14 protein-coding genes are annotated in these 18,119 nt (G+C 50.9%); 12 read left to right on the top strand and 2 right to left on the bottom strand.

Going from position 1 to position 18,119, the window contains the following annotated elements; all coding sequences use genetic code 11:
• Positions 1 to 7: 7 nt before the first annotated feature.
• The 6 genes from AC0LWN_RS19935 (at position 8) to AC0LWN_RS19910 (ending at position 8,162) form a co-directional block, all read left to right on the top strand.
• On the top strand, positions 8 to 1,729 hold the full coding sequence (locus tag AC0LWN_RS19935; RefSeq protein WP_474668350.1) for a type 2 periplasmic-binding domain-containing protein: 1,722 nt from the start codon (positions 8 to 10) through the stop codon (positions 1,727 to 1,729).
• Positions 1,730 to 2,160: 431 nt separating this feature from the next.
• On the top strand, positions 2,161 to 2,817 hold the full coding sequence (locus AC0LWN_RS19930; RefSeq protein WP_474668348.1) for a stage V sporulation protein AA: 657 nt from the start codon (positions 2,161 to 2,163) through the stop codon (positions 2,815 to 2,817).
• 2 nt (positions 2,818 to 2,819) lie between these two features.
• Positions 2,820 to 3,245, top strand: coding sequence for a stage V sporulation protein AB (locus AC0LWN_RS19925; protein ID WP_474668346.1), 426 nt, complete (start codon positions 2,820 to 2,822; stop codon positions 3,243 to 3,245).
• Between the two features lie 1,004 nt (positions 3,246 to 4,249).
• On the top strand, positions 4,250 to 6,082 hold the full coding sequence (locus tag AC0LWN_RS19920; RefSeq protein WP_474668596.1) for a spore germination protein: 1,833 nt from the start codon (positions 4,250 to 4,252) through the stop codon (positions 6,080 to 6,082).
• A gap of 181 nt (positions 6,083 to 6,263) precedes the next feature.
• On the top strand, positions 6,264 to 7,598 hold the full coding sequence (gene lysA, locus AC0LWN_RS19915) for a diaminopimelate decarboxylase (RefSeq protein ID WP_474668344.1): 1,335 nt from the start codon (positions 6,264 to 6,266) through the stop codon (positions 7,596 to 7,598).
• Positions 7,599 to 7,730: 132 nt separating this feature from the next.
• Positions 7,731 to 8,162 carry a peptidylprolyl isomerase gene (locus AC0LWN_RS19910; protein ID WP_458964201.1) on the top strand — a complete coding sequence of 144 codons (432 nt, stop codon included), beginning with the start codon at positions 7,731 to 7,733 and terminating at the stop codon, positions 8,160 to 8,162.
• Between the two features lie 82 nt (positions 8,163 to 8,244).
• Here the strand turns inward: AC0LWN_RS19910 and AC0LWN_RS19905 are convergent, their stop codons facing one another.
• On the bottom strand, positions 8,245 to 9,000 hold the full coding sequence (locus AC0LWN_RS19905; protein ID WP_474668342.1) for a YwaF family protein: 756 nt from the start codon (positions 8,998 to 9,000) through the stop codon (positions 8,245 to 8,247).
• Between the two features lie 347 nt (positions 9,001 to 9,347).
• On the opposite strand from AC0LWN_RS19905, the gene AC0LWN_RS19900 reads away from it, so the two are divergent.
• Together AC0LWN_RS19900 and AC0LWN_RS19895 are read left to right on the top strand one after the other, a co-directional pair.
• Positions 9,348 to 12,830, top strand: coding sequence for a collagen binding domain-containing protein (locus AC0LWN_RS19900; protein WP_474668340.1), 3,483 nt, complete (start codon positions 9,348 to 9,350; stop codon positions 12,828 to 12,830).
• Between the two features lie 200 nt (positions 12,831 to 13,030).
• Positions 13,031 to 13,441: a hypothetical protein gene (locus AC0LWN_RS19895; RefSeq protein WP_474668338.1), complete on the top strand. Its 411-nt coding sequence runs from the start codon at positions 13,031 to 13,033 to the stop codon at positions 13,439 to 13,441.
• A 66-nt stretch (positions 13,442 to 13,507) separates the two neighbouring features.
• Here the strand turns inward: AC0LWN_RS19895 and AC0LWN_RS19890 are convergent, their stop codons facing one another.
• Positions 13,508 to 14,848 (bottom strand): MFS transporter, encoded by a 1,341-nt coding sequence (locus AC0LWN_RS19890; RefSeq protein WP_474668336.1) that lies wholly within the window; start codon positions 14,846 to 14,848, stop codon positions 13,508 to 13,510.
• 171 nt (positions 14,849 to 15,019) lie between these two features.
• Here AC0LWN_RS19890 and AC0LWN_RS19885 point away from each other — a divergent pair, with 171 nt between their 5' ends.
• The 4 genes from AC0LWN_RS19885 (at position 15,020) to AC0LWN_RS19870 (ending at position 18,114) form a co-directional block, all read left to right on the top strand.
• Positions 15,020 to 16,231: a helix-turn-helix domain-containing protein gene (locus AC0LWN_RS19885; RefSeq protein ID WP_474668334.1), complete on the top strand. Its 1,212-nt coding sequence runs from the start codon at positions 15,020 to 15,022 to the stop codon at positions 16,229 to 16,231.
• 78 nt (positions 16,232 to 16,309) lie between these two features.
• Positions 16,310 to 16,711, top strand: a complete 402-nt coding sequence (gene mscL / locus AC0LWN_RS19880) for a large conductance mechanosensitive channel protein MscL (RefSeq protein ID WP_474668332.1) — start codon at positions 16,310 to 16,312, stop codon at positions 16,709 to 16,711.
• Between the two features lie 221 nt (positions 16,712 to 16,932).
• Entirely contained in the window at positions 16,933 to 17,331 is a 399-nt protein-coding gene (locus AC0LWN_RS19875; protein ID WP_474668330.1) for a YmaF family protein, read from the top strand.
• A gap of 105 nt (positions 17,332 to 17,436) precedes the next feature.
• Positions 17,437 to 18,114 carry a TetR/AcrR family transcriptional regulator gene (locus tag AC0LWN_RS19870; protein ID WP_474668328.1) on the top strand — a complete coding sequence of 226 codons (678 nt, stop codon included), beginning with the start codon at positions 17,437 to 17,439 and terminating at the stop codon, positions 18,112 to 18,114.
• The last annotated feature ends 5 nt before the right edge of the window (positions 18,115 to 18,119 follow it).

Genomic DNA, 18,119 nt, shown 5'->3' with positions numbered 1-18,119 from the left:
GAAGACAATGGGTAGGGCAAGAAAAATGTGGCTGCGGCTCCTGGGCTTAAGCGTCGTGCTGGCCGTCAGTCTTGCAGGCTGCGAGGGCAACGATAAGCGGGAACCCTCTAACTCTAACGGTGAAGCTTCCGGCGTCAATGCCCAGCCCGCAGTAACTGCCGGCAATGGCTATAAGGATAAATACGATCCTGAAGTAACGGTTACTACCGTGTGGGGCGTCGATCCGGAGCTTAAGTTCAAGAACGGTGAATCCATCGAGGATAATGTGGCTACCCGGTGGGCCAAGGAGAAGTTCGGCATCAACGTCAAATCACTCTGGTCTATCACGGATACAGGCGGAGCGTTCGGCACGAAGCTTCGCTTGTCGATGTCCTCCGGCCAGGAGCTGCCTGATATCGTGACCATCGGTACGGCTGACGCTGCGGTTGCACAGGACTTGATCGATTCCGGCATGTATGCGGAGGTCGGAAGCCTATTCGATAAATACGCCTCCAGCACCTGGAAAGCTGCGATGGCTCAGGACCCAAGTGTGTGGAACCCATACATCCGTGACGGCAAAAAAATGGGCCTTCCTGTCCTCGACTATGCGTACAATCATGACTATATTTTGTGGTTCCGCCAGGACTGGCTGGATAAGCTGCATTTACAGGTTCCTGTTACAATTGCGGAACTTGAAAAGGTTATGGAAGCCTTCAAGTACCACAACCCTGACGGATTGACACCTGAGCAGGTTACTCCGCTGAGCATCGGCTTCAAGACTACGATGAACACCTGGATGGGCGATCCTTCCTGGATTTTCGGCGCCTATGGCGCACTTCCGCAGCAGTGGAACGTAGGCGCGGACGGCAGGCTGGAGTACGGCTCCGTGGATGCAAGGATGAAGAAAGGCCTTGCGAAGCTGAAGGAATGGCTCGGCAAAGGCTACATCCCGCAGGAAGCGGGCCTATGGGATGAGAACAAAACGGCAGAGCCAGCCGTTGCAGGAACAGCGGGAATTATTCCGGGTCCCTACTGGATGAGCGGCTGGCCGCTGAAGGATACGCTGCAGAATGTGCCGGATGCCGTGTGGGCACCCGGAGTAATCCCGGCTGGACCGGATGGAATCGTCATGCGCCACGGCACGCAGTATGCGAATGGTGTTACGCTGATCAGCAAGAAGATGAAGCACCCGGAAGCGTTCTTCACCTATGAGAACTACCTGTTCGATAACTTTGCGGACCCGCAGCCGGGCAGCGGGCTGGATAACGGTCTTTTTGCCGGGTATGATTATGAGCTGAGCGCCAGCGGCAAGATGCTGTCCAGCGATAAAATTTCCGGCGGTTATGTCAACAGTATCCGCTACCTGCTGGTGCGTGACGGAGCGCGTATCCCCGATGCCCAAATGAAGGCGATGCTGCATCTGGCGGACGGTATGGAGCCGGCCTCCAGGCTGGAGAAGGATGTGGCGGTTAACTACGGCAAGGCTACTCCTGCGGCGGCCACAGTGCTGCTGAAGCAGAAGGAGAAATCCTTCAAGAACATGTTCACAGGACCTGCTACAGAAACGATGAAAGCGAAGCTGGATTACTTGAACAATCTGGAGAGCGAAGCGCTCAGTGCCATCATATACGGCGAGCAGCCGCTGGAATATTTCGATTCCTTCGTGGCTGATTGGAAGTCGGGCGGAGGCGAGCGGATTACCCGTGAAGTGAACGAATGGTATGACAAGGTGACGGCAGGCGGCAGCTGAGTCAAAATGCTGCATAGACGCGGTACGAACTTAAGCGGACGTAATAAAGAAGGCAGAACCGGGGTGATCCGGTTCTGTCTTTTCGTGTTGCGCTGAAATGCCCCTTAGTTCAGAAATGCGTTAAGCGCAGCCGTTGCACGCAGAGTCCTTTGCCGCCGCTGACAGAGCACTAACGTCCATGCCGGCTTCGGTAATCAGCACCTTTTTGCCGTAGCGCGAGACCAAGTCGTTCATGTTGGCCAGAGTTTGCGTATTCTTCGTGGACCAGTCGAGCTTAACAAGGCTAGCGGTTCAACAGGTTTTGTCCTACGGAAATGGTATAGACATTCGATTTGAGCAGCCTAAGAGTAAAAATAAGCCTTTTCTCCCATACTACCGTTATTCTTGCACTCAAGCTGCTTCACATTACAACCGTCAGGAGGTATCCGCGGATGAATGCCCGTACGGCGCCAACGATCTACATACAGCTCAAAAACCGGGTGACTGTGCCAAAAGGCAAAGGTGTGCTGCTGCGTGACGTGGCCTTTTTAATAACAGAGCCGGAGTGGAAGGAGCCGCTGTATTCAATTGTGCTGCAGGAGCCGAGACATAGCGACGGCAATCTGATTCTGATAGACCTGCTGACGGTCATTCCCCGGATTCATGAGCTTTTGCCCGGAGCGGATATTCAGCCGATTGGCGAGGGGCGTACTATCGTGCAGATTGAAGGCCCGGTCGAAGCCCGCAAGCCTTCTATAGCGCTATTTGTGCTGGTATGGCTGCTGCTGTTCTTCGGCTCGGCGCTGACGATTATGAATTTTCATGCCGATGTCAGCATGCAGGAGGTGCAAATCCGGATTGTTGAAATGCTGACCGGACGCCGGGATGAGCATCCTTATATGTTCCAGATCGCCTATTCCCTGGGCATCGGGTTTGGTATGGTGATTTTTTTCAACCATCTGTTCAAAAAAAAATGGAATGAAGAGCCTACTCCGCTGGAAGTGGAGATGTTTCTCTATCAGAAAAATATCGACCATTATGTAGTCAACGAAGAGTACAGCAAAATGAAACGCCGTGAAGAAAAAGTAAAAGGGCGCATGGAGGAATAAGCATGACCGCACAACTGTCGATGGGGCTGAATCTGCTGCTGGGCATTGCCGGAGGGATCGCTGTGGGCGGCGGGGTGATTGCTCTTTTTATTGTGCTGGATGTGGTTCCACGGCTGGCTCAGCTCACCTCCTCCTATGATAAAGTGCATTGGTACGAAGGGGCGATGGTAGGTGGCTCGCTGCTCGGGACCATGAGTGATTTCTGGAATTGGCGGATTGCCGCCGGGCCTTTGGTGGAACTGGGAGTAGGGATGTTTGACGGAATATTTATCGGCATGCTCGCCGCAGCGCTTACGGAGGTGCTGAATGTGCTGCCGATATTAGCCAAACGCCTGCACATGACCCATCTGCTGTTCGGGCTGCTGATGGCGATGGTCTGCGGCAAGGTTGCGGGCTCTTTGTTCGACTGGTTTGTGTACCGACAGTAAAAGGGGGTTACGGAGTGGTTAGGTATATTCACAGCGGGGACTATGTTGAAAATAAGAAGGATGCAGCCAAGCCAGGTGCACCAGGCGCACAGCAGAGCAGCGTGGAAACCGATGGCAGCGCGGCAGCCGATAGCAGTATGGAGGCCAATGACAGCAGGGAATCCAGTGGCAGCGCTGAATCTGATGGCAGTATGGAAGCCAGTGGCAGTGAAGAAGCTAGCGGCAGCGTGCAATATGATGGCAGTATGGCAGCAAATGACAGTGCGGAAGCTAATAATAGCGTGGAATCTGATGGCAGCACGGAGTTTAGTGGCAGTGGAGGAGCCAGTGGTAGCGAAGAAGCCAGTGGCAGCACGGAATCCAATGGCAGCATGGCAGCCAATGACAGCGTGGAATCCAGTGGCAGCGCGGAAGCCAACGACAGCATGGAAGCCGCTATAGCGGCGAACAGCACCTCGGTAGTGGCTGCGGCAGATGTCGATGTTGCCCTTCAAGCCGGCAGCGGCTTAACGGGAGCTGGAGCAGACCCGGCTGCTGCGGATTATTCGTCTTCGGGAGCAAGCGGAACCGCCGGGGAAAAAAGTGCAAATCCCGGGGAGCAGGATGCAGGGAATGCTGCCGCACCCGAAGGCAGTCAGCCGCAGGATGCGGAAATGGCCAGCGAGCCGGGAACAGAGAAGCCGCAGAGCGGCAAGAAAGGCTTCCTGGCCAGACTGTTCGGAGACGATGAGGAGGAGGAAGAAGACGACGCTGCGCCAGAAGCTGGAACTGGTGAAGGTGCAAACACTGGAGCCGATGCAACGGCAGGAGCCGAAGGTGCAAACACTGGAGCCGATGCAACGGCAGGAGCCGAAGGTGCAAACACTGGAGCCGATGCAACGGCAGGAGCCGAAGGTGCAAACACTGGAGCCGACGCAACAGCAGGAGCCGAAGGTGCAAACGCTGGAGCTGACGCAACAGCAGGAGTCGATGGTGCAAATGCTGGAGCTGACACAACAGCAGGTGTGCAGGCGCATGCTGGCACCAGCCCCGGCAAGCAAGACACGGAAGCTGCGGAGGAGTTAGGAGCTGAGGAGCCAGGGAGCAGCAAAAAGGGTTTTTTTGCCAGATTATTCGGAGACGACGAAGATACAGAAGATGAATCTGATGCAGATTCAGACTCCGGGTCAACAGAGCCACAGGCGCAGGCGGGGAACGGAGCTAAGGCCCAGGCGCAGCAGCCGGACAAACCCAAGCAGAGTCAAAAGAACACCGGCCAGACAAAGGCAGCAGAAAACAAAAATAAAGATCCGCTGCAAAAGAAACGGGACGCTGAGCAGTCCGATTCCCTGGAGCAGTCGATTATTTACTGGCAGGGCAATGACAAAATCTCACCCCGTCTCGATGAAACGAAAAAAACACTCACTGAAGTGCTGGGCCTGGGCTCCTCCTTTGATGTGATATTCCGCGAAATGACCTTCTGCGGGCGCAGGACGGCACTGCTATGCATCAGCGGATTCGCCAAGGATACGATTATTGCTGAAATCCTGAAGCGCTTATCCTATGCGAAGCCAGAGAATATTAATGCCGATTTGCTGGTCAGCTTCATGAACGATTACATCCCCCACATTCAGGTGGAAAAAGGCGACATTCTGAGCGAGAGCATAGGCAAATATCTGGCGGGAATGAGCGTCATCTTCATAGATGGCGAAACAGAAGTTATTATCATAGATACGCGTATCTATCCTGCAAGAAATCCTGATGAGCCCTCCATTGAACGGGTGGTGCGCGGTTCACGCGACGGATTCACAGAGACCTTGCTGAGCAATGTCGCGCTGGTCAGAAGACGGGTGCGTGATCCCGGATTAAAATATGAGCTGCATCAGGTTGGCCGCAGGACGCGAACCGATGTCTGCGTAGCCTATATTGACGATATTGTTGACAAAACCCAGGTACAGGCTGTCACCGATAAAATTAAAAGCCTGGATATTGACGGTATCCCGCTGGCGGACAAGCAGCTTGAAGAGGCGATTGTCGGCGGGGGCTGGAATCCTTATCCGATGGTCCGTTATTCGGAGCGCCCCGATGTCGTCGCTTCGCATTTGCTGGAAGGCCGGGTAGTGGTTTTTGTCGACACTTCGCCCAGCGTTATGGTTCTGCCGACAACGTTCTTTGATCTCTGCCAGCATGCGGAGGAGAACCGCCAGACTCCCTTTATGGGGACTTATCTGCGCTGGGTGCGGTTTATCGGGATCTTTGCTTCGATGTTCCTGCTGCCGCTCTGGATGCTGCTCGTTATCCATCCCGAGCTGAAACCGGCGGCGCTGGATTTTATAGGTCCGCAGAAAATGGCCAAAATTCCGATCCTGGCCCAGTTCCTTATCGTCGAGCTTGGGGTTGATCTCTTGCGCATGGCTGCGGTGCATACACCGACTCCGCTTGGCTCAGCTATGGGCCTGATTGCCGCAATACTGGTCGGAGACATCGCTGTAAAGACCGGTCTCTTCGTTAATGAAGTGGTGCTCTATATGGCGGTCGCCTCCATAGGCATGTTCGCAACACCCAGCTATGAGCTGGGGCTGGCGAACCGGATCGTCAGGCTTGTGCTGCTGCTTGCCGTGGCTGCGTTTCAGGTGCAGGGATTCATAATCGGCACTACGCTGCTGATTATTCTGCTGACCACACACCGTTCCTACAATTCATCATATTTGTGGCCATTTATACCGTTTAATGCAAAGGCGATGGGTGAGATCATCCTGCGCCGGCCGGTGCTAACTTCCGTAACAAGGCCTTCCTTCAACAAAACCAGAGACAATACACGGATGCCGCCTAACACGGGGAATAAAAACAAATCGTAGGAAAATACAAATCAACTGCAAATTAGTCCATTCTATGGCGTTCCCTCTGTCTGCTATACTGAATACACTAAATAGCCCCGTAAGAGTTCATTACAAACTGAAAGGAACACTTCGGGACCACAAAACATACATTAGACAGGGTGGAATTAGAGTTTCCACAGAAATTGGAGGACTGCGCAAAATGTTTTTACACGGGACGAGCCGAATTAATGATAGCGGGCATTTGGAGATCGGCGGATGCGATGTTGCAGATTTGAAGGCGGAGTACGGTACCCCGCTGTATATAGTGGACGAGCAATTGATCCGGCGCCGCTGCCGCGAGTATATGGACGCTTTTGCAGCTTCCGGACTTGAGTTTCAGGTTGCTTACGCAAGCAAGGCTTTTTCAGTAATGGCGATGTGCCGGGTTGCTGACGAAGAAGGGTTGTCACTGGACGTTGTATCTGATGGCGAGCTGTATACCGCACTGCAAGCCGGATTTCCGGCTGAGCGTATTCACTTCCACGGCAACAATAAGACACCTGATGAGATCGAAATGGCGATTGACGCCGGAATCGGTTGCTTCGTAGCCGACAATCTGGTTGAGCTTGGCATGCTGCAGGCGATTGCCCTGCGCAAGGAAGTGACTGTGAATATTCTGCTCCGCGTCACGCCTGGGGTGGAGGCACATGCGCATCATGCCTATGCCTCAACAGGCCAGACCGACTCGAAGTTCGGCTTCGATATCGGTAACGGCTCCGCGCAAGAAGCAGTGCGTCTGGCTTCCGGCAAAAGCAATCTGCACCTTCTGGGCGTTCATTCGCACATCGGCTCGCAGATTTTTGAAACGGAAGGCTTTGAGCTGGCGGTTGAGCGGATTGCCGACTTCACCCGTAAAGTGAAAGAAGACCTGGGCATTCAGTTCCGCGTAGTGAACCTTGGTGGCGGCTTCGGTATCCGCTATGTTGAAGGTGATACGCCGCTGCAGGTATCCGAATATGTAGCGGCGATCACAGGCGCGGTGAAGAAGCATTTTACAGGGATAAACGAAACGCTGCCGCAAATCTGGGTGGAGCCGGGCCGCAGTATTGTGGGCGATGCCGGAACTACGCTGTATACTGTAGGCACAAGCAAGGAAATTCCTGGCGTACGCAAATACGTTGCTGTTGACGGCGGTATGACTGACAACCCGCGTCCGGCGCTCTATGAATCCAAATACGAGGCGCTGCTGGCCAACCGTGCCACCGAAGCGAATGAAGAGACCGTTTCGATTGCCGGCAAATGCTGCGAAAGCGGAGATATGCTGATCTGGGATGTGGAGCTGCCGAAGGTGGAGAGCGGGGATCTGCTCGCTGTAGCCTGCACCGGTGCTTACAACTATTCCATGGCCAGCAACTATAACCGGATTCGCCGTCCGGCGGTAGTCTTCGTCCAGAACGGGCAAAGCGACCTTGTCGTGCGCCGTGAGAGCCACCAGGACATTATCGCCAACGATATTGTACCGGCGCGCATCGCGAAGCAGGCGGTTGTGAAGTAGATCTGCAGCGGCAGATAATAAGAGCATAAACAGCAGGCGGGAGAACTTCCGTCTGCTTTGCTTTGTGCGTGATTTCATAGTACACTAAGAAAAGTGTTCAATATCTGAAATTTCGAAAGGGGTCATTTACATATGGCAAAGCAAGCGAAAATCACTCTTGAAAATGGCGGCGTAGTGCTGCTGGATTTGTTCGAAAAGGATGCTCCTAATACAGTAGCCAACTTCGAAAAGCTGGCTAAAGACGGATTCTATAACGGGCTGGTTTTCCACCGCGTTATCCCAGGATTCGTAGCTCAAGGCGGATGCCCGAATGGTACAGGCTCCGGCGGCCCTGGCTACACCATCGACTGTGAGATCAACCCGAACAAGCATGAACGCGGAACGCTTGCTATGGCGCATGCCGGCAGAAACACAGGCGGAAGCCAGTTCTACATCTGCTATGCACCGCAGCCGCACCTTGATGGCGTTCACACTGTATTCGGCAAAGTGGTTGAAGGCATGGACCAAGTGGATGCTTTCAAAGGACGCGACAAAATGACTTCAGTGGAAATTATCGAAGCTTAATTTTCACTATTTCAGCTAAATAGCAATGCAAAAAAGGCAGGCCCCGGATATGGGGTCCTGCTTTTTTTGTGCGCGCTTTTGCTTACAATATCCTTCTCCGGCGTTCATGGCGGGTGCTGAAGTGCTGCGGCAGCCAGAAGAACACCAGGTACATCAGTACAAAGACGGCAAAAGCAAACGCCTCTTCAACCAGCAGATAATACGGGTAAGGTCCAAAATAATCCAGCACGGAAAAAGTGCTTGGTTTGTGCGCCAGGAACATGTAGTTGGACCCCAGCATTCTATCGGCAGCATAGACCGCAGCAGCGATAATATTGAGGCAGAGCATCGTGAAGAACAGCGATTTCCAGGTTGGCCTATAGCCTTCAATCCAGGTCATATACAGCGAAGCAAGGATAATCGCGCCGTGGGCGATGAAGAACAGCAGGAAGCGGAAATGCGGGAATGGATATACCAAATTTGGTGTAATGAGCGCAATGAAAGCACCGGAAGTTCCGGCAAAATAAAGAAAGGAATAGAGCAGACGGCTGCGGGTAAGCAGCATAACGATGGAGAGTAGCAGCGTGATTCCGCACAGCTCCAGCGGCAGTGACGCACTTTTTTTCCATATGTCCTGGGATACATACCACATTTGCAGGGCTCCCTCTGACAACAGCAGGATGACCACCAGCAGCAGGCGGATGAATCTCCTTGGCCCGGAATGTGAGCGAAGTGTAAACCGCGCCCCATAGAGCAGCAGACAGAAACATGCGACTAAAGACAGGGCAATGAGATGTGAAGGGGAGAACATGGTGAAATCGGTATCGTGCTGCCGGTCAAAGAAAGATATACGGTCCACAAACTGCCTCCTTAGGCCTAAAAAATATTTTTTCAAAAAAAATTATCCGAATTTTAAGATTTTATGATTCTAAAGATCTATCGTTAGGTGATATAAGTATATATCGCAGACTCTGGCCAGAACAGGATCAGATACAAATTTCTCATAAGATGAACGTAGAATTTCCAGAATACATAACTGGCCTTTTTGCGGAGTATGTCTCTACAGGGGCATTCGGCGGTGATCTTTATAAGACCTTTGGTATTCTGGCCGTTTTCTGAACATACCTATGTGTATTCAGATGGGATGAGCTGCAAGGAGGATTCATTGAATCCCACAATAATTTGGGGAACGGGGGCTTTTAGTAAATGGTGAAAAAAAGAATTAGCATGGCCGTCGTAATCCTTATGCTGTTTGTGCAATATGCCTACGGCATAGGATTTACTACGCAGGTTAAGGCAGCATCCATTGAAAATGATCGGGACATCATTACCAGTGTCTCTATGGCGGTGTACGGAGCGGACGGACAGACCGTTACAGACAATGTGTATGAGGTGGGGGCGAACGTCAAGCTGGACTATACCTGGTCGCTTCCAGATGGTCATGGCTATAACGCCGGAGATACCTTTACCTTTCAGATCCCCGCACAATTCCAGTTGTTTAATGACATCAGCGGACCGCTGGTTTCGGATGACGGAGAAGTGGGCAGCTTCAGTGTGAGCCAGTCTACACACCAGGTGGTCATGACCTTCAACAACTACATTGAGACTCATGACAACGTGCAGGGAACGCTTAGAATCAATACGAAATTTGATAAGCAGGTGATCACCGGAAGCACGGTGCAGGAGATCAAGTTCCCTGTGAACGGCGGGATACAGACGGTAACGGTAATCTTCAAGCCGTCCGTTGACTCGACGATTGAGAAGAAGGGAGTGTCCAGCGGCTTCAACGCAGACTCCATTCAGTGGACCGTTGATGTCAACAAGAAGCTGGAACATGTGTCAAACGCTGTTGTCACCGACCCGATCCCGTCCGGTTTGTCTTTGGACAGTACGGTTACACTTGCAGTGTATCAGCTTGGAGTTCAGCTCGATGGTACGGTTACTGTAGGCGCTCTGCTTGACAGCAGTAAATATACGGCTGACGTTTCGGGCGGGAAGCTTACTGTGAATTTTACCGATCCTGTGATTAACAGTGCTTACCGGATTGCCTATACCACTGCAATCGTGTCCGACTCACCGTACTTCACCAACAGGGCGACATTTACCGGGGATGGACGTGTTCCTGTAAGCTCTTCGGCAATAGTATCGGTGGAGCGCGGCGGAAGCCTCAAAAAAATGGCAACTGCTTATGATTGGGGCAGCCAGACCGTTTTCTGGGCAATTGAGTACAATTACAACAACAAGAAAATCCCGCAAGGCAATGCGGTCCTAAAGGATTTATTCGACGATTCACAAAGGCTTGAGACAGGTACGTTATATGTCTATCCGGTAACTCTGGATGCTGCCGGGAAAGCCACAAAGGGTACTCCTCTTGTAAATAATGTGGACTATACCGTAACAGGGCTTGGCATTGTCGGTAAGAACGGCTTCAAGCTGGAGTTCACAAGCGATATTTCTTCAGCTTACCGGATTGAGTATCAGACAGAGTCGCAGAGCCGCGTATTCAAAGACACAACCATCACCAATACGGTATCGGACAGCACCTACAGCGCTGAGGCGAAACAACTGATCCGTCCGGCAATTATTTATAAAAACTTGTCCGGTATAGATTATAAGAACAAAACGGTAGTTTGGAAAATCACTGTGAATGGCGATAATTATCCGATGAGAGAAGTTGTGGTCACGGACTCCTTCCCGCAAGGGGGATTGAAGTTCGTTCCGGGAACGCTGGTTGTAAGGGATCCCTTCGGTACGGTGCTGAATAGCTCAGCCTATACCCTGGAATACAATACGCCGGTGCAGCCGAATGCCCAGTTCAAGGTAAAGTTTGCTTCACCGATCAGAGATACTTATACCATCACTTATACAACGCAGTTCAACAATGACTGGTTAAATGGCAACACCGATAATTTTGTCAACAATGCGCGTGTAGACTGGAAGGATATTGAGGGTCCGCCCCTTTGGACAGAAGCACAGGGATTATTTATTCCCCGTCCTGAAATGAAGAACAATGGCTTCAAAGCGGGAAGCTACAATGCTTCCGCCAAAGAAATCACCTGGACTGTAGGCGTCAATTACAACAGCAAAGAAATTGCTGATCCCAATGTCACAGACGTTCTAAATTCGGGGCAATCTCTGGTCCCAGGTTCGCTTAAGGTCTACAACATGAATGTCAATGCCAAAGGCGATCCTTCGCAAGGCTCCGAAGTCAGCAGCAGCGATTTTTCGTACAGCGTGAGCGGCAATGAGCTTAAGGTAGTCTTTGCTAAGCCTATCAGCTCGCCGTATTATATTGTTTTTAAAACAAGCCTTGAAGGACAATTGGTGGGCACTTCAGTCTTCAATACGGCTAAGCTGCTGGACGGCACTAAGAAGGTCTCCAAGGATCTGACCGCATCTGTGAACATCCCCCACGGAGATGAATATGTCCATAAAGAAGGCCGGCAAAATGGCGACAAACTGGATTGGACGATTACGATCAACCGCACGCAGTCTTATGTGAAAAATGCAGTGGTCAGGGATTATCCTAGCTCCAATCAGATTCTGCTGCCTGATTCCTTCCACCTCTATCCTGCCGCTGCTGCAGCGAACGGAGAGGTGACAAAGAGCGGAGCTGAACTGGTGAAGGATGCCGATTATACCTTGAACATCAGAACGGATGACGCAGGCAAGCAGTATTTCGTGCTCAGCTTCCTGCATGATATCAACTCCGCTTATATTCTGGATTATCAATCGCTAATCGTTGCGAACTCAGGCGATAAGCTGGTCAATTCAGTGTTTTTCGACGGTACTAATATCGCATGGGGAACCAAGTATACGACAAAAGAGGTTATTGTAGGTGTCTCCAGCGGCTCGGGAACAGGCAGCGGTGTCCGTGGAACCTTGACTGTTCAAAAGCTGGACGCTGCCAACAATCAGCTTGCACTTAGCGGCGCAACCTTTGAGGTATACCGTCTGAGTGGTACGGAACGGGTGCTTGTCAATACCCGGACTACCGATGCCGCAGGCAATGCGGTGTTCAATAATCTGTGGCTGGGCAATTATATCCTGATTGAGAAGGCGGCCCCGGAAGGCTATGCGCTCGATACCAAAGAGTACCCGGTTACTATCGGTTCTTCGGCCAATATCAACCTGACTGTACTTAATACGAAGCTGGCAACACCGACTCCAACGCCGACACCAACACCGACACCGACTGCAACGTCTACGGCAACTGCAACGCCGTCGGCATCACCGGTAGTATCGGCGACACCAGGATCGAGTGCAGTTCCTACTGTGACACCAACACCAGGAACACCTGCAACACCGTCTCCTTCACCCACTGCGGCACCTACTGCGGTGAGTCCTGTCAGTACTGTCGCACCAACACCGGGAGCTTCCCAGATACCGGGAGTGATTATTAATGAGGATCCGGTTCCGGCCGGTGCAGCGCAGACGGCTACACCGACGGTTTCACCGAGCCCGGCGGTTTCCCCAACACCGTCAGCAGATAATGGGATTGAAATTGACGATGATGAGGTTCCGGTAGGAGCCGTTAAAGACCCTGCAAGCGGCGGTAAGCTACCGCAGACTGAAGGCAAGCTACCGCAAACCGGAGAAAACAGCCCAATGCCGATTTACCTGGCAGGTCTTGGATTGATTCTTGTTGGCTTTATTCTAAGCCGGGTATTCAAACGGTCTAAAGAATAGAACATTTGATAGCTAAAGAGCACGCGGCAGATCATCTGCTGCGTGTTCTTTTTTTTGGCGGGCTTCAGCCCGCCGAGCATTCGAAGTATGAGAAATCCAAAGCCGCATGCTATTTGGGTTGTCTAAGCCCCATTTGGTAGACATTAGGGGGAAACTGGGACATGAATTGTAGTCCAAGCCTTATGGCCCAATGGGGGTGAGTGGCAGGTTTGCCGGGAATAACGGCAGAAATGCCGTTGCTAGAGGATGAACAGTCGGTTTGCCCTGGAACAACGGCAGAAATACCGTTGTTGGAGAGAGGAAGGCCGATTTTCCCAGAAACAACGGCAGAAATGCCGTTGCTAGAAGACAGAAGTCCGGTTTTCCCAGAAATAACAGCAGAAATGCCGTTGTTAGAGAACGAACAGTCAGTTTGCCTAGTAATAACGGTAGAAATACCGTTGTTAGAAAACGAGTGGTCGGTTTGCCCAGGAATAACGGCAGAAATGTCGTTGTTAGAGGACGGTCAGCCAGTTTTCCCAGAAACAACGGTAGAATTACCGTTGTTAGAAGAGTCAAATGTCGATTTGTTCCGCGGCTCCAAGTGGGAAACCCGCCGCCTTCTTTCATAACGGCGGTCTTCCAGCCCCCTGCTTATTGGGGGCTGCTCTTTGCCTTCAGGCAGCAAACGAGCGCCCTCAGGCATGAAGCTGCGCCTCGGCTTCCCGCTTCTGCAATGCCTCCTGCTTACTGCCGCTCTTAAGTCCTCTCCGTCCCAGCAGTGTGACAAGTAAAATGGCAAATCCGGAGGCCAGTAGCAGGAGCTCAGAAGGAATCTGGTCCACGAGTACTCCGAATAGAATCATCCCAACCGGCGCGATTGCCCCGGAAGCTGTTTCGACAACGGCGAATACCCTTCCGCGGTAATCCTCTTCAATGATCTGCTGCAAATAGACCTGAATCGGGATGTTGATATTCATCACCGTGACGCCGACAAGAAACATCAGCACAAGCAGGAAAATAAAAGTAAAAGTGCTGCTGAAGGAAAAGATCAGCGGAAACGCCATGCCGAGGAACAGCAGACCAAGTATGCACAGGCCCCGGATCAGGGAGCTGGTGGGATTGTTGCTTTGGCGGCGGACTGTCAGCAGCAGGGACATGGTTAGCATGCCTGCCCCCAGCATGGCCTCGATTGTGCCATATTGGCCGGAAGTGAGCGAGAGGAGCTGTATAGCAACAAAGGGCAGCACGATATTTAGTGATACGACGAAAAAATTGACCCAGAAAACGATAATAATTACAGCGCGGATGATGGGCTTTTTAAAAACATAGGAGATGCCCCCGGCGAGACTGTCCCGTAACTCCGCGAGCACATGGGAGCGGACCTGCGGGGCAGGGGCTTCCGCTGCCGAATGGGAAGGTTCACTGTGTTCTGCCATATCCGCAGATGGCTTGAACCGCAGTCCGAAGCTCATGAGAGTGGAAACGGCGAAGCCGGCTGCGTTCAGCAGCATGAACAGCTTCAGGGAGACAATGGCGTACAGCATGCCGCCGAGTACAGGGGCGAGCAGGTTGCCGATGGAGCCGGCGATTTGATTGAGCGAGCCGGCGCGCTGGATCTGGTCTTTATCCACAAGCTGCATCAGGGAGGAAGAAACGGAGATTCCATAGAAGGTGGAGCAGATGGACAAAAGAACCAAAGAGGCGTAGATAGGAAGCAAAGAGACACCTTCAAGAGAGACAGTCAGGAAGGCTAGCAGCAGCGTAAGAACGGCAGCAAGGTCAGAGCAGATCAGCAGTGTGCGGCGGTTCATCCGGTCTGCCATCACACCGGCGAACGGCGCCAGCAGAATCCGGGGCAGCATCCCGCATACCATCGTAACAGCGAAGCTTCCGCCGGAGCCTGTGAGGTTCAGGATATATAACCCGACTACAAAGGTATACATTCCGGAGCCCAGCATGGAGGCCAGCTTGCCGGTGAAGAACAGGAGCATATTCCGGCTGCTTGGTGACGAGAAAATAGTGTTTTTAGTACTCATGTGAATCACTTCCTTCAGTGAAAGTTAAATTTAATTAAACTTATTGTAAACCTGCAGAAATGAAATCGCAATAAAAAGTTTAATATAATTTAACTTAACTTAACTTAACTTTTTATGAGCTTGCTGTTACGCTATACTGGAGATTAAGACGGACAGAAGGATGGCACACTTATGACAACCAAACAAACGCTCGGAGATAAAATCAAGCATTTGCGCATTACCAAGGGGCTTACACAGAGTGACTTGGCCGGAGAAGATATGACCAAAAGTATGCTCAGTCAAATTGAAAATGGCCGGGCGCTGCCTTCCATGCGCAGTCTGCAAATATTGGCTGCACGGCTTGGAGTGGATGCGGGCTATTTCCTTGAAGAGGAACAGAGTGAAGACCTGCCCTGCTTGGTTCGCGACATTGAAGCCAAGCATAAGCAAAAAAACTACCAGTCGATTGTTTCCACCGTAAAACCGCTTATGGATGGGAAGCTGCCGATGACTGTGGATGCCGCACGGTTGATGGAGTTCTACGTGAGCGCCTGTTATTATACAGGAACGGATGGCGGTGAAGAGGCGATACAGCGGGCTGTGGAGATCTACGAGCGGTTCAATTTATATGTGGAAAGCGCCAAAGTCCAGTATTTGGCCTATGCCCTGATGTTCGCCCGGGGCAGGTATAAGGAGAGCCTTGAGCTGATCCTCCGTGTCAGGGAAGATTATGTGAGCAAAAAAGTCGGCAACGACTTTTTATTCGAAATCGACCTTCATTATGCAGAGAGTGTTACATTATCGGCGCTGGGTGACTATGACGGAAGCCGTGAGGCTGCGCTCGCAGCAATTGCGCTGTCGCGGGAGGAAGGCGTGTTTTATTTAACGGACCATTTATACCGCGTGTTGTCCAATCTTGCCCAACTGTCCGGGAATCTGGAAGAGGCGCGGAAATACCTGGATAAAGCAGGGCTGTTTGTACAGCTTACGGAGGATGACCAGTCCGTGCAGCTTTTCCGGTTGTCCGAAATCAGACAGGCTAACATGGAGCAGCGGTATGAAGAGGCTTTATCGCTTGGACAGCAATATCGGACCCAAATCAAGGGAAGCAAATATGAATCCAACTGGTTCCTTCAGTCTGGAATCGCCCTGTACCATCTGGGCCGGGATGAAGAAGCGCTGGCATCTCTCTCCAAGGTCAATCTGCCTGATGATGCCTATCACCCGCTGGACCTTGCAGGTTATTTCACCGCCTATGCCTACAAAGCCAAAATCTATTCCAGACAGGGGAAGATGGAGGAGGCGCGCCAACAGTCGAAGATTGCTTACGAACGGGTAAGCCAGTATCCGCCTTCGTCATACAGCAAGTTCATAGAAGCCACTTACCGGGAGCTGCATCATTAGAGCTGTCTCAAATTTCTCTCAAAAAGCCTGCAGAAATGCTATAATAACTTTAAATTCAAGATTTCGGAGGGATTAGCAATGTGGAAAGAGTTTAAGAGCTTTGCGCTGAAAGGAAATGTGCTTGATCTGGCGGTTGCGGTAGTGATTGGAGCAGCTTTTGGAAAAATTGTCTCTTCACTGGTAACTGACATTATTATGCCGCTTATTGGTATCCTTACTGGCGGTATAGATTTGAAGGGGCTTAATTTTCATTATGGAAAGGCAATTGTCAATTACGGGGTATTCCTGCAGTCTGTTGTTGATTTCTTTATCATCTCCTTCTCGATATTTATGGTGATCAAGCTGGCAAGCCGGTTTAAGCGCAAGGAAACGGTAAAAGAAGAGGCCGCACCAGCGCCTGCACCAACGCCGGAGGTAGCTTTGTTAACGGAAATTCGTGATTTGCTCAGCGCAGGCAAGCGGACTGAAACTGATAATTAAGTTACATACCCTTCAGGACAGGAAGAATGTCCCTGATAAAGTGAAACCGCCAAAACCCAGTCGTATCAAGGGGGTTCGGCGGTTTTATTGTGTGCAAATTTATTTATTAGGGTAATTATTGTGATAATCGGGAAACCAGAATTGAAGAGGGTTTTTATGTAAGAACATTTGCACTCTCTCTTTCATAAGATATCGCAATTGATGAAGAGAGGTGGCCGAGGATGGAAATACCTGTAACAGGCTTCGTTGTACATTCGGGTGATTCCGATTTCAACCATTCGCATAAGCTGTATATTACTTCGTGGGACGGTAGACCAACTAATGTTCACGTGCATCCATTTGAAGGAAATACATCATTTGATATGGGGCATTACCACCATTACGCTGGAGTAACAGAGCCGGCTCCGACTGGAGTGCCGCATGTTCATCAATATTATGCAGAAACATCATTTAATGACCAGCATAAGCACCTCATTAGAGGAACAACGGGGCCAGCTATTCCCTTGCCAGGAGGCGGGCATTACCATCATTTTGAAGGGTATACCACAGTAAACGGCAGGTTCCCTCATGCTCATGGGTACAGCGGTAACACTGGGAATGAGGAAGGATTACGAATTTAGGCTTCATGGATACAATGAACGAACCGGTTGGTTGCTGCCGGTTCGTTTTGTTTTGACTCCAGATCGATAAGCATTTAAAATGAAGCGAAATGGAGTGATGAGTTTATGGCAAAGCGCGCGATGACGCCTGAGGCGAAGGCTTTAAAAGCTCAGGCTATCTTAGACAAAGCGGCAGAAATGTTTCTTTCATCCGAGTACGAAAAAATTAAAATGTCTGATATTGCGAAACAGATGGGCATGTCGAACGGTATTTTGTTTGTGTACTTTAAAACAAAAGAAGCGTTGTTTTTCAGCCTGCTGTGCCGGGAGTATGAGAAAAGGCTTGCCCGCCTCACGGGAATGGTGAGGGAAATGCCAATCATGGATTTTAATGACTTCAAAATGCTCCTAATCAATGAGCTTACAGAGCTGGTAGATCATAACCCCTTGTATATTAGACTGGAATCCATGCGCACAGCGGTTCTTGAGAGAAATATAGATGCAGAAACAATGCTGAATCAGAAGATCAATTTGTACAAGCTGATGTCAGAGGTGGTGTCCCTAATTTGCAGTCATAACGCATTGCCGCATGAGGATGTCGTGGAGATCCTTCAAGCGGAGGCGTCGATTATAACCGGGTGCAAATTATCTGCCACCTTGCCCGCAGAGGTTATTGATATTATCGAAAAAAACGGGTTGGATGGCTTTAAACGTGATTTTAAAGATGATGTTCTAAAGACAACGATTTGTTATTTGGATGGTTACCTTAAGAATCATATAGAAGCTCGTATTACCAAGCAATAGTTGAA

The sequence above is a fragment of the Paenibacillus sp. sgz302115 genome (genome assembly GCF_056120445.1).
This window is presented reverse-complemented; position numbering and strand designations above follow the sequence as displayed.

Bases quoted from the DNA above. Each gene is read 5' to 3' on its own strand.
- mscL (WP_474668332.1), top strand. From the start codon at position 16,310: ATGTGGAAAGAGTTTAAGAGCTTTGCGCTGAAAGGAAATGTGCTTGAT.
- AC0LWN_RS19890 (WP_474668336.1), bottom strand. From the start codon at position 14,848: ATGAGTACTAAAAACACTATTTTCTCGTCACCAAGCAGCCGGAATATG.
- AC0LWN_RS19910 (WP_458964201.1), top strand. From the start codon at position 7,731: ATGGCAAAGCAAGCGAAAATCACTCTTGAAAATGGCGGCGTAGTGCTG.
- AC0LWN_RS19870 (WP_474668328.1), top strand. From the start codon at position 17,437: ATGGCAAAGCGCGCGATGACGCCTGAGGCGAAGGCTTTAAAAGCTCAG.
- lysA (WP_474668344.1), top strand. From the start codon at position 6,264: ATGTTTTTACACGGGACGAGCCGAATTAATGATAGCGGGCATTTGGAG.
- AC0LWN_RS19935 (WP_474668350.1), top strand. From the start codon at position 8: ATGGGTAGGGCAAGAAAAATGTGGCTGCGGCTCCTGGGCTTAAGCGTC.
- AC0LWN_RS19900 (WP_474668340.1), top strand. From the start codon at position 9,348: ATGGTGAAAAAAAGAATTAGCATGGCCGTCGTAATCCTTATGCTGTTT.
- AC0LWN_RS19875 (WP_474668330.1), top strand. From the start codon at position 16,933: ATGGAAATACCTGTAACAGGCTTCGTTGTACATTCGGGTGATTCCGAT.
- AC0LWN_RS19925 (WP_474668346.1), top strand. From the start codon at position 2,820: ATGACCGCACAACTGTCGATGGGGCTGAATCTGCTGCTGGGCATTGCC.
- AC0LWN_RS19885 (WP_474668334.1), top strand. From the start codon at position 15,020: ATGACAACCAAACAAACGCTCGGAGATAAAATCAAGCATTTGCGCATT.
- AC0LWN_RS19930 (WP_474668348.1), top strand. From the start codon at position 2,161: ATGAATGCCCGTACGGCGCCAACGATCTACATACAGCTCAAAAACCGG.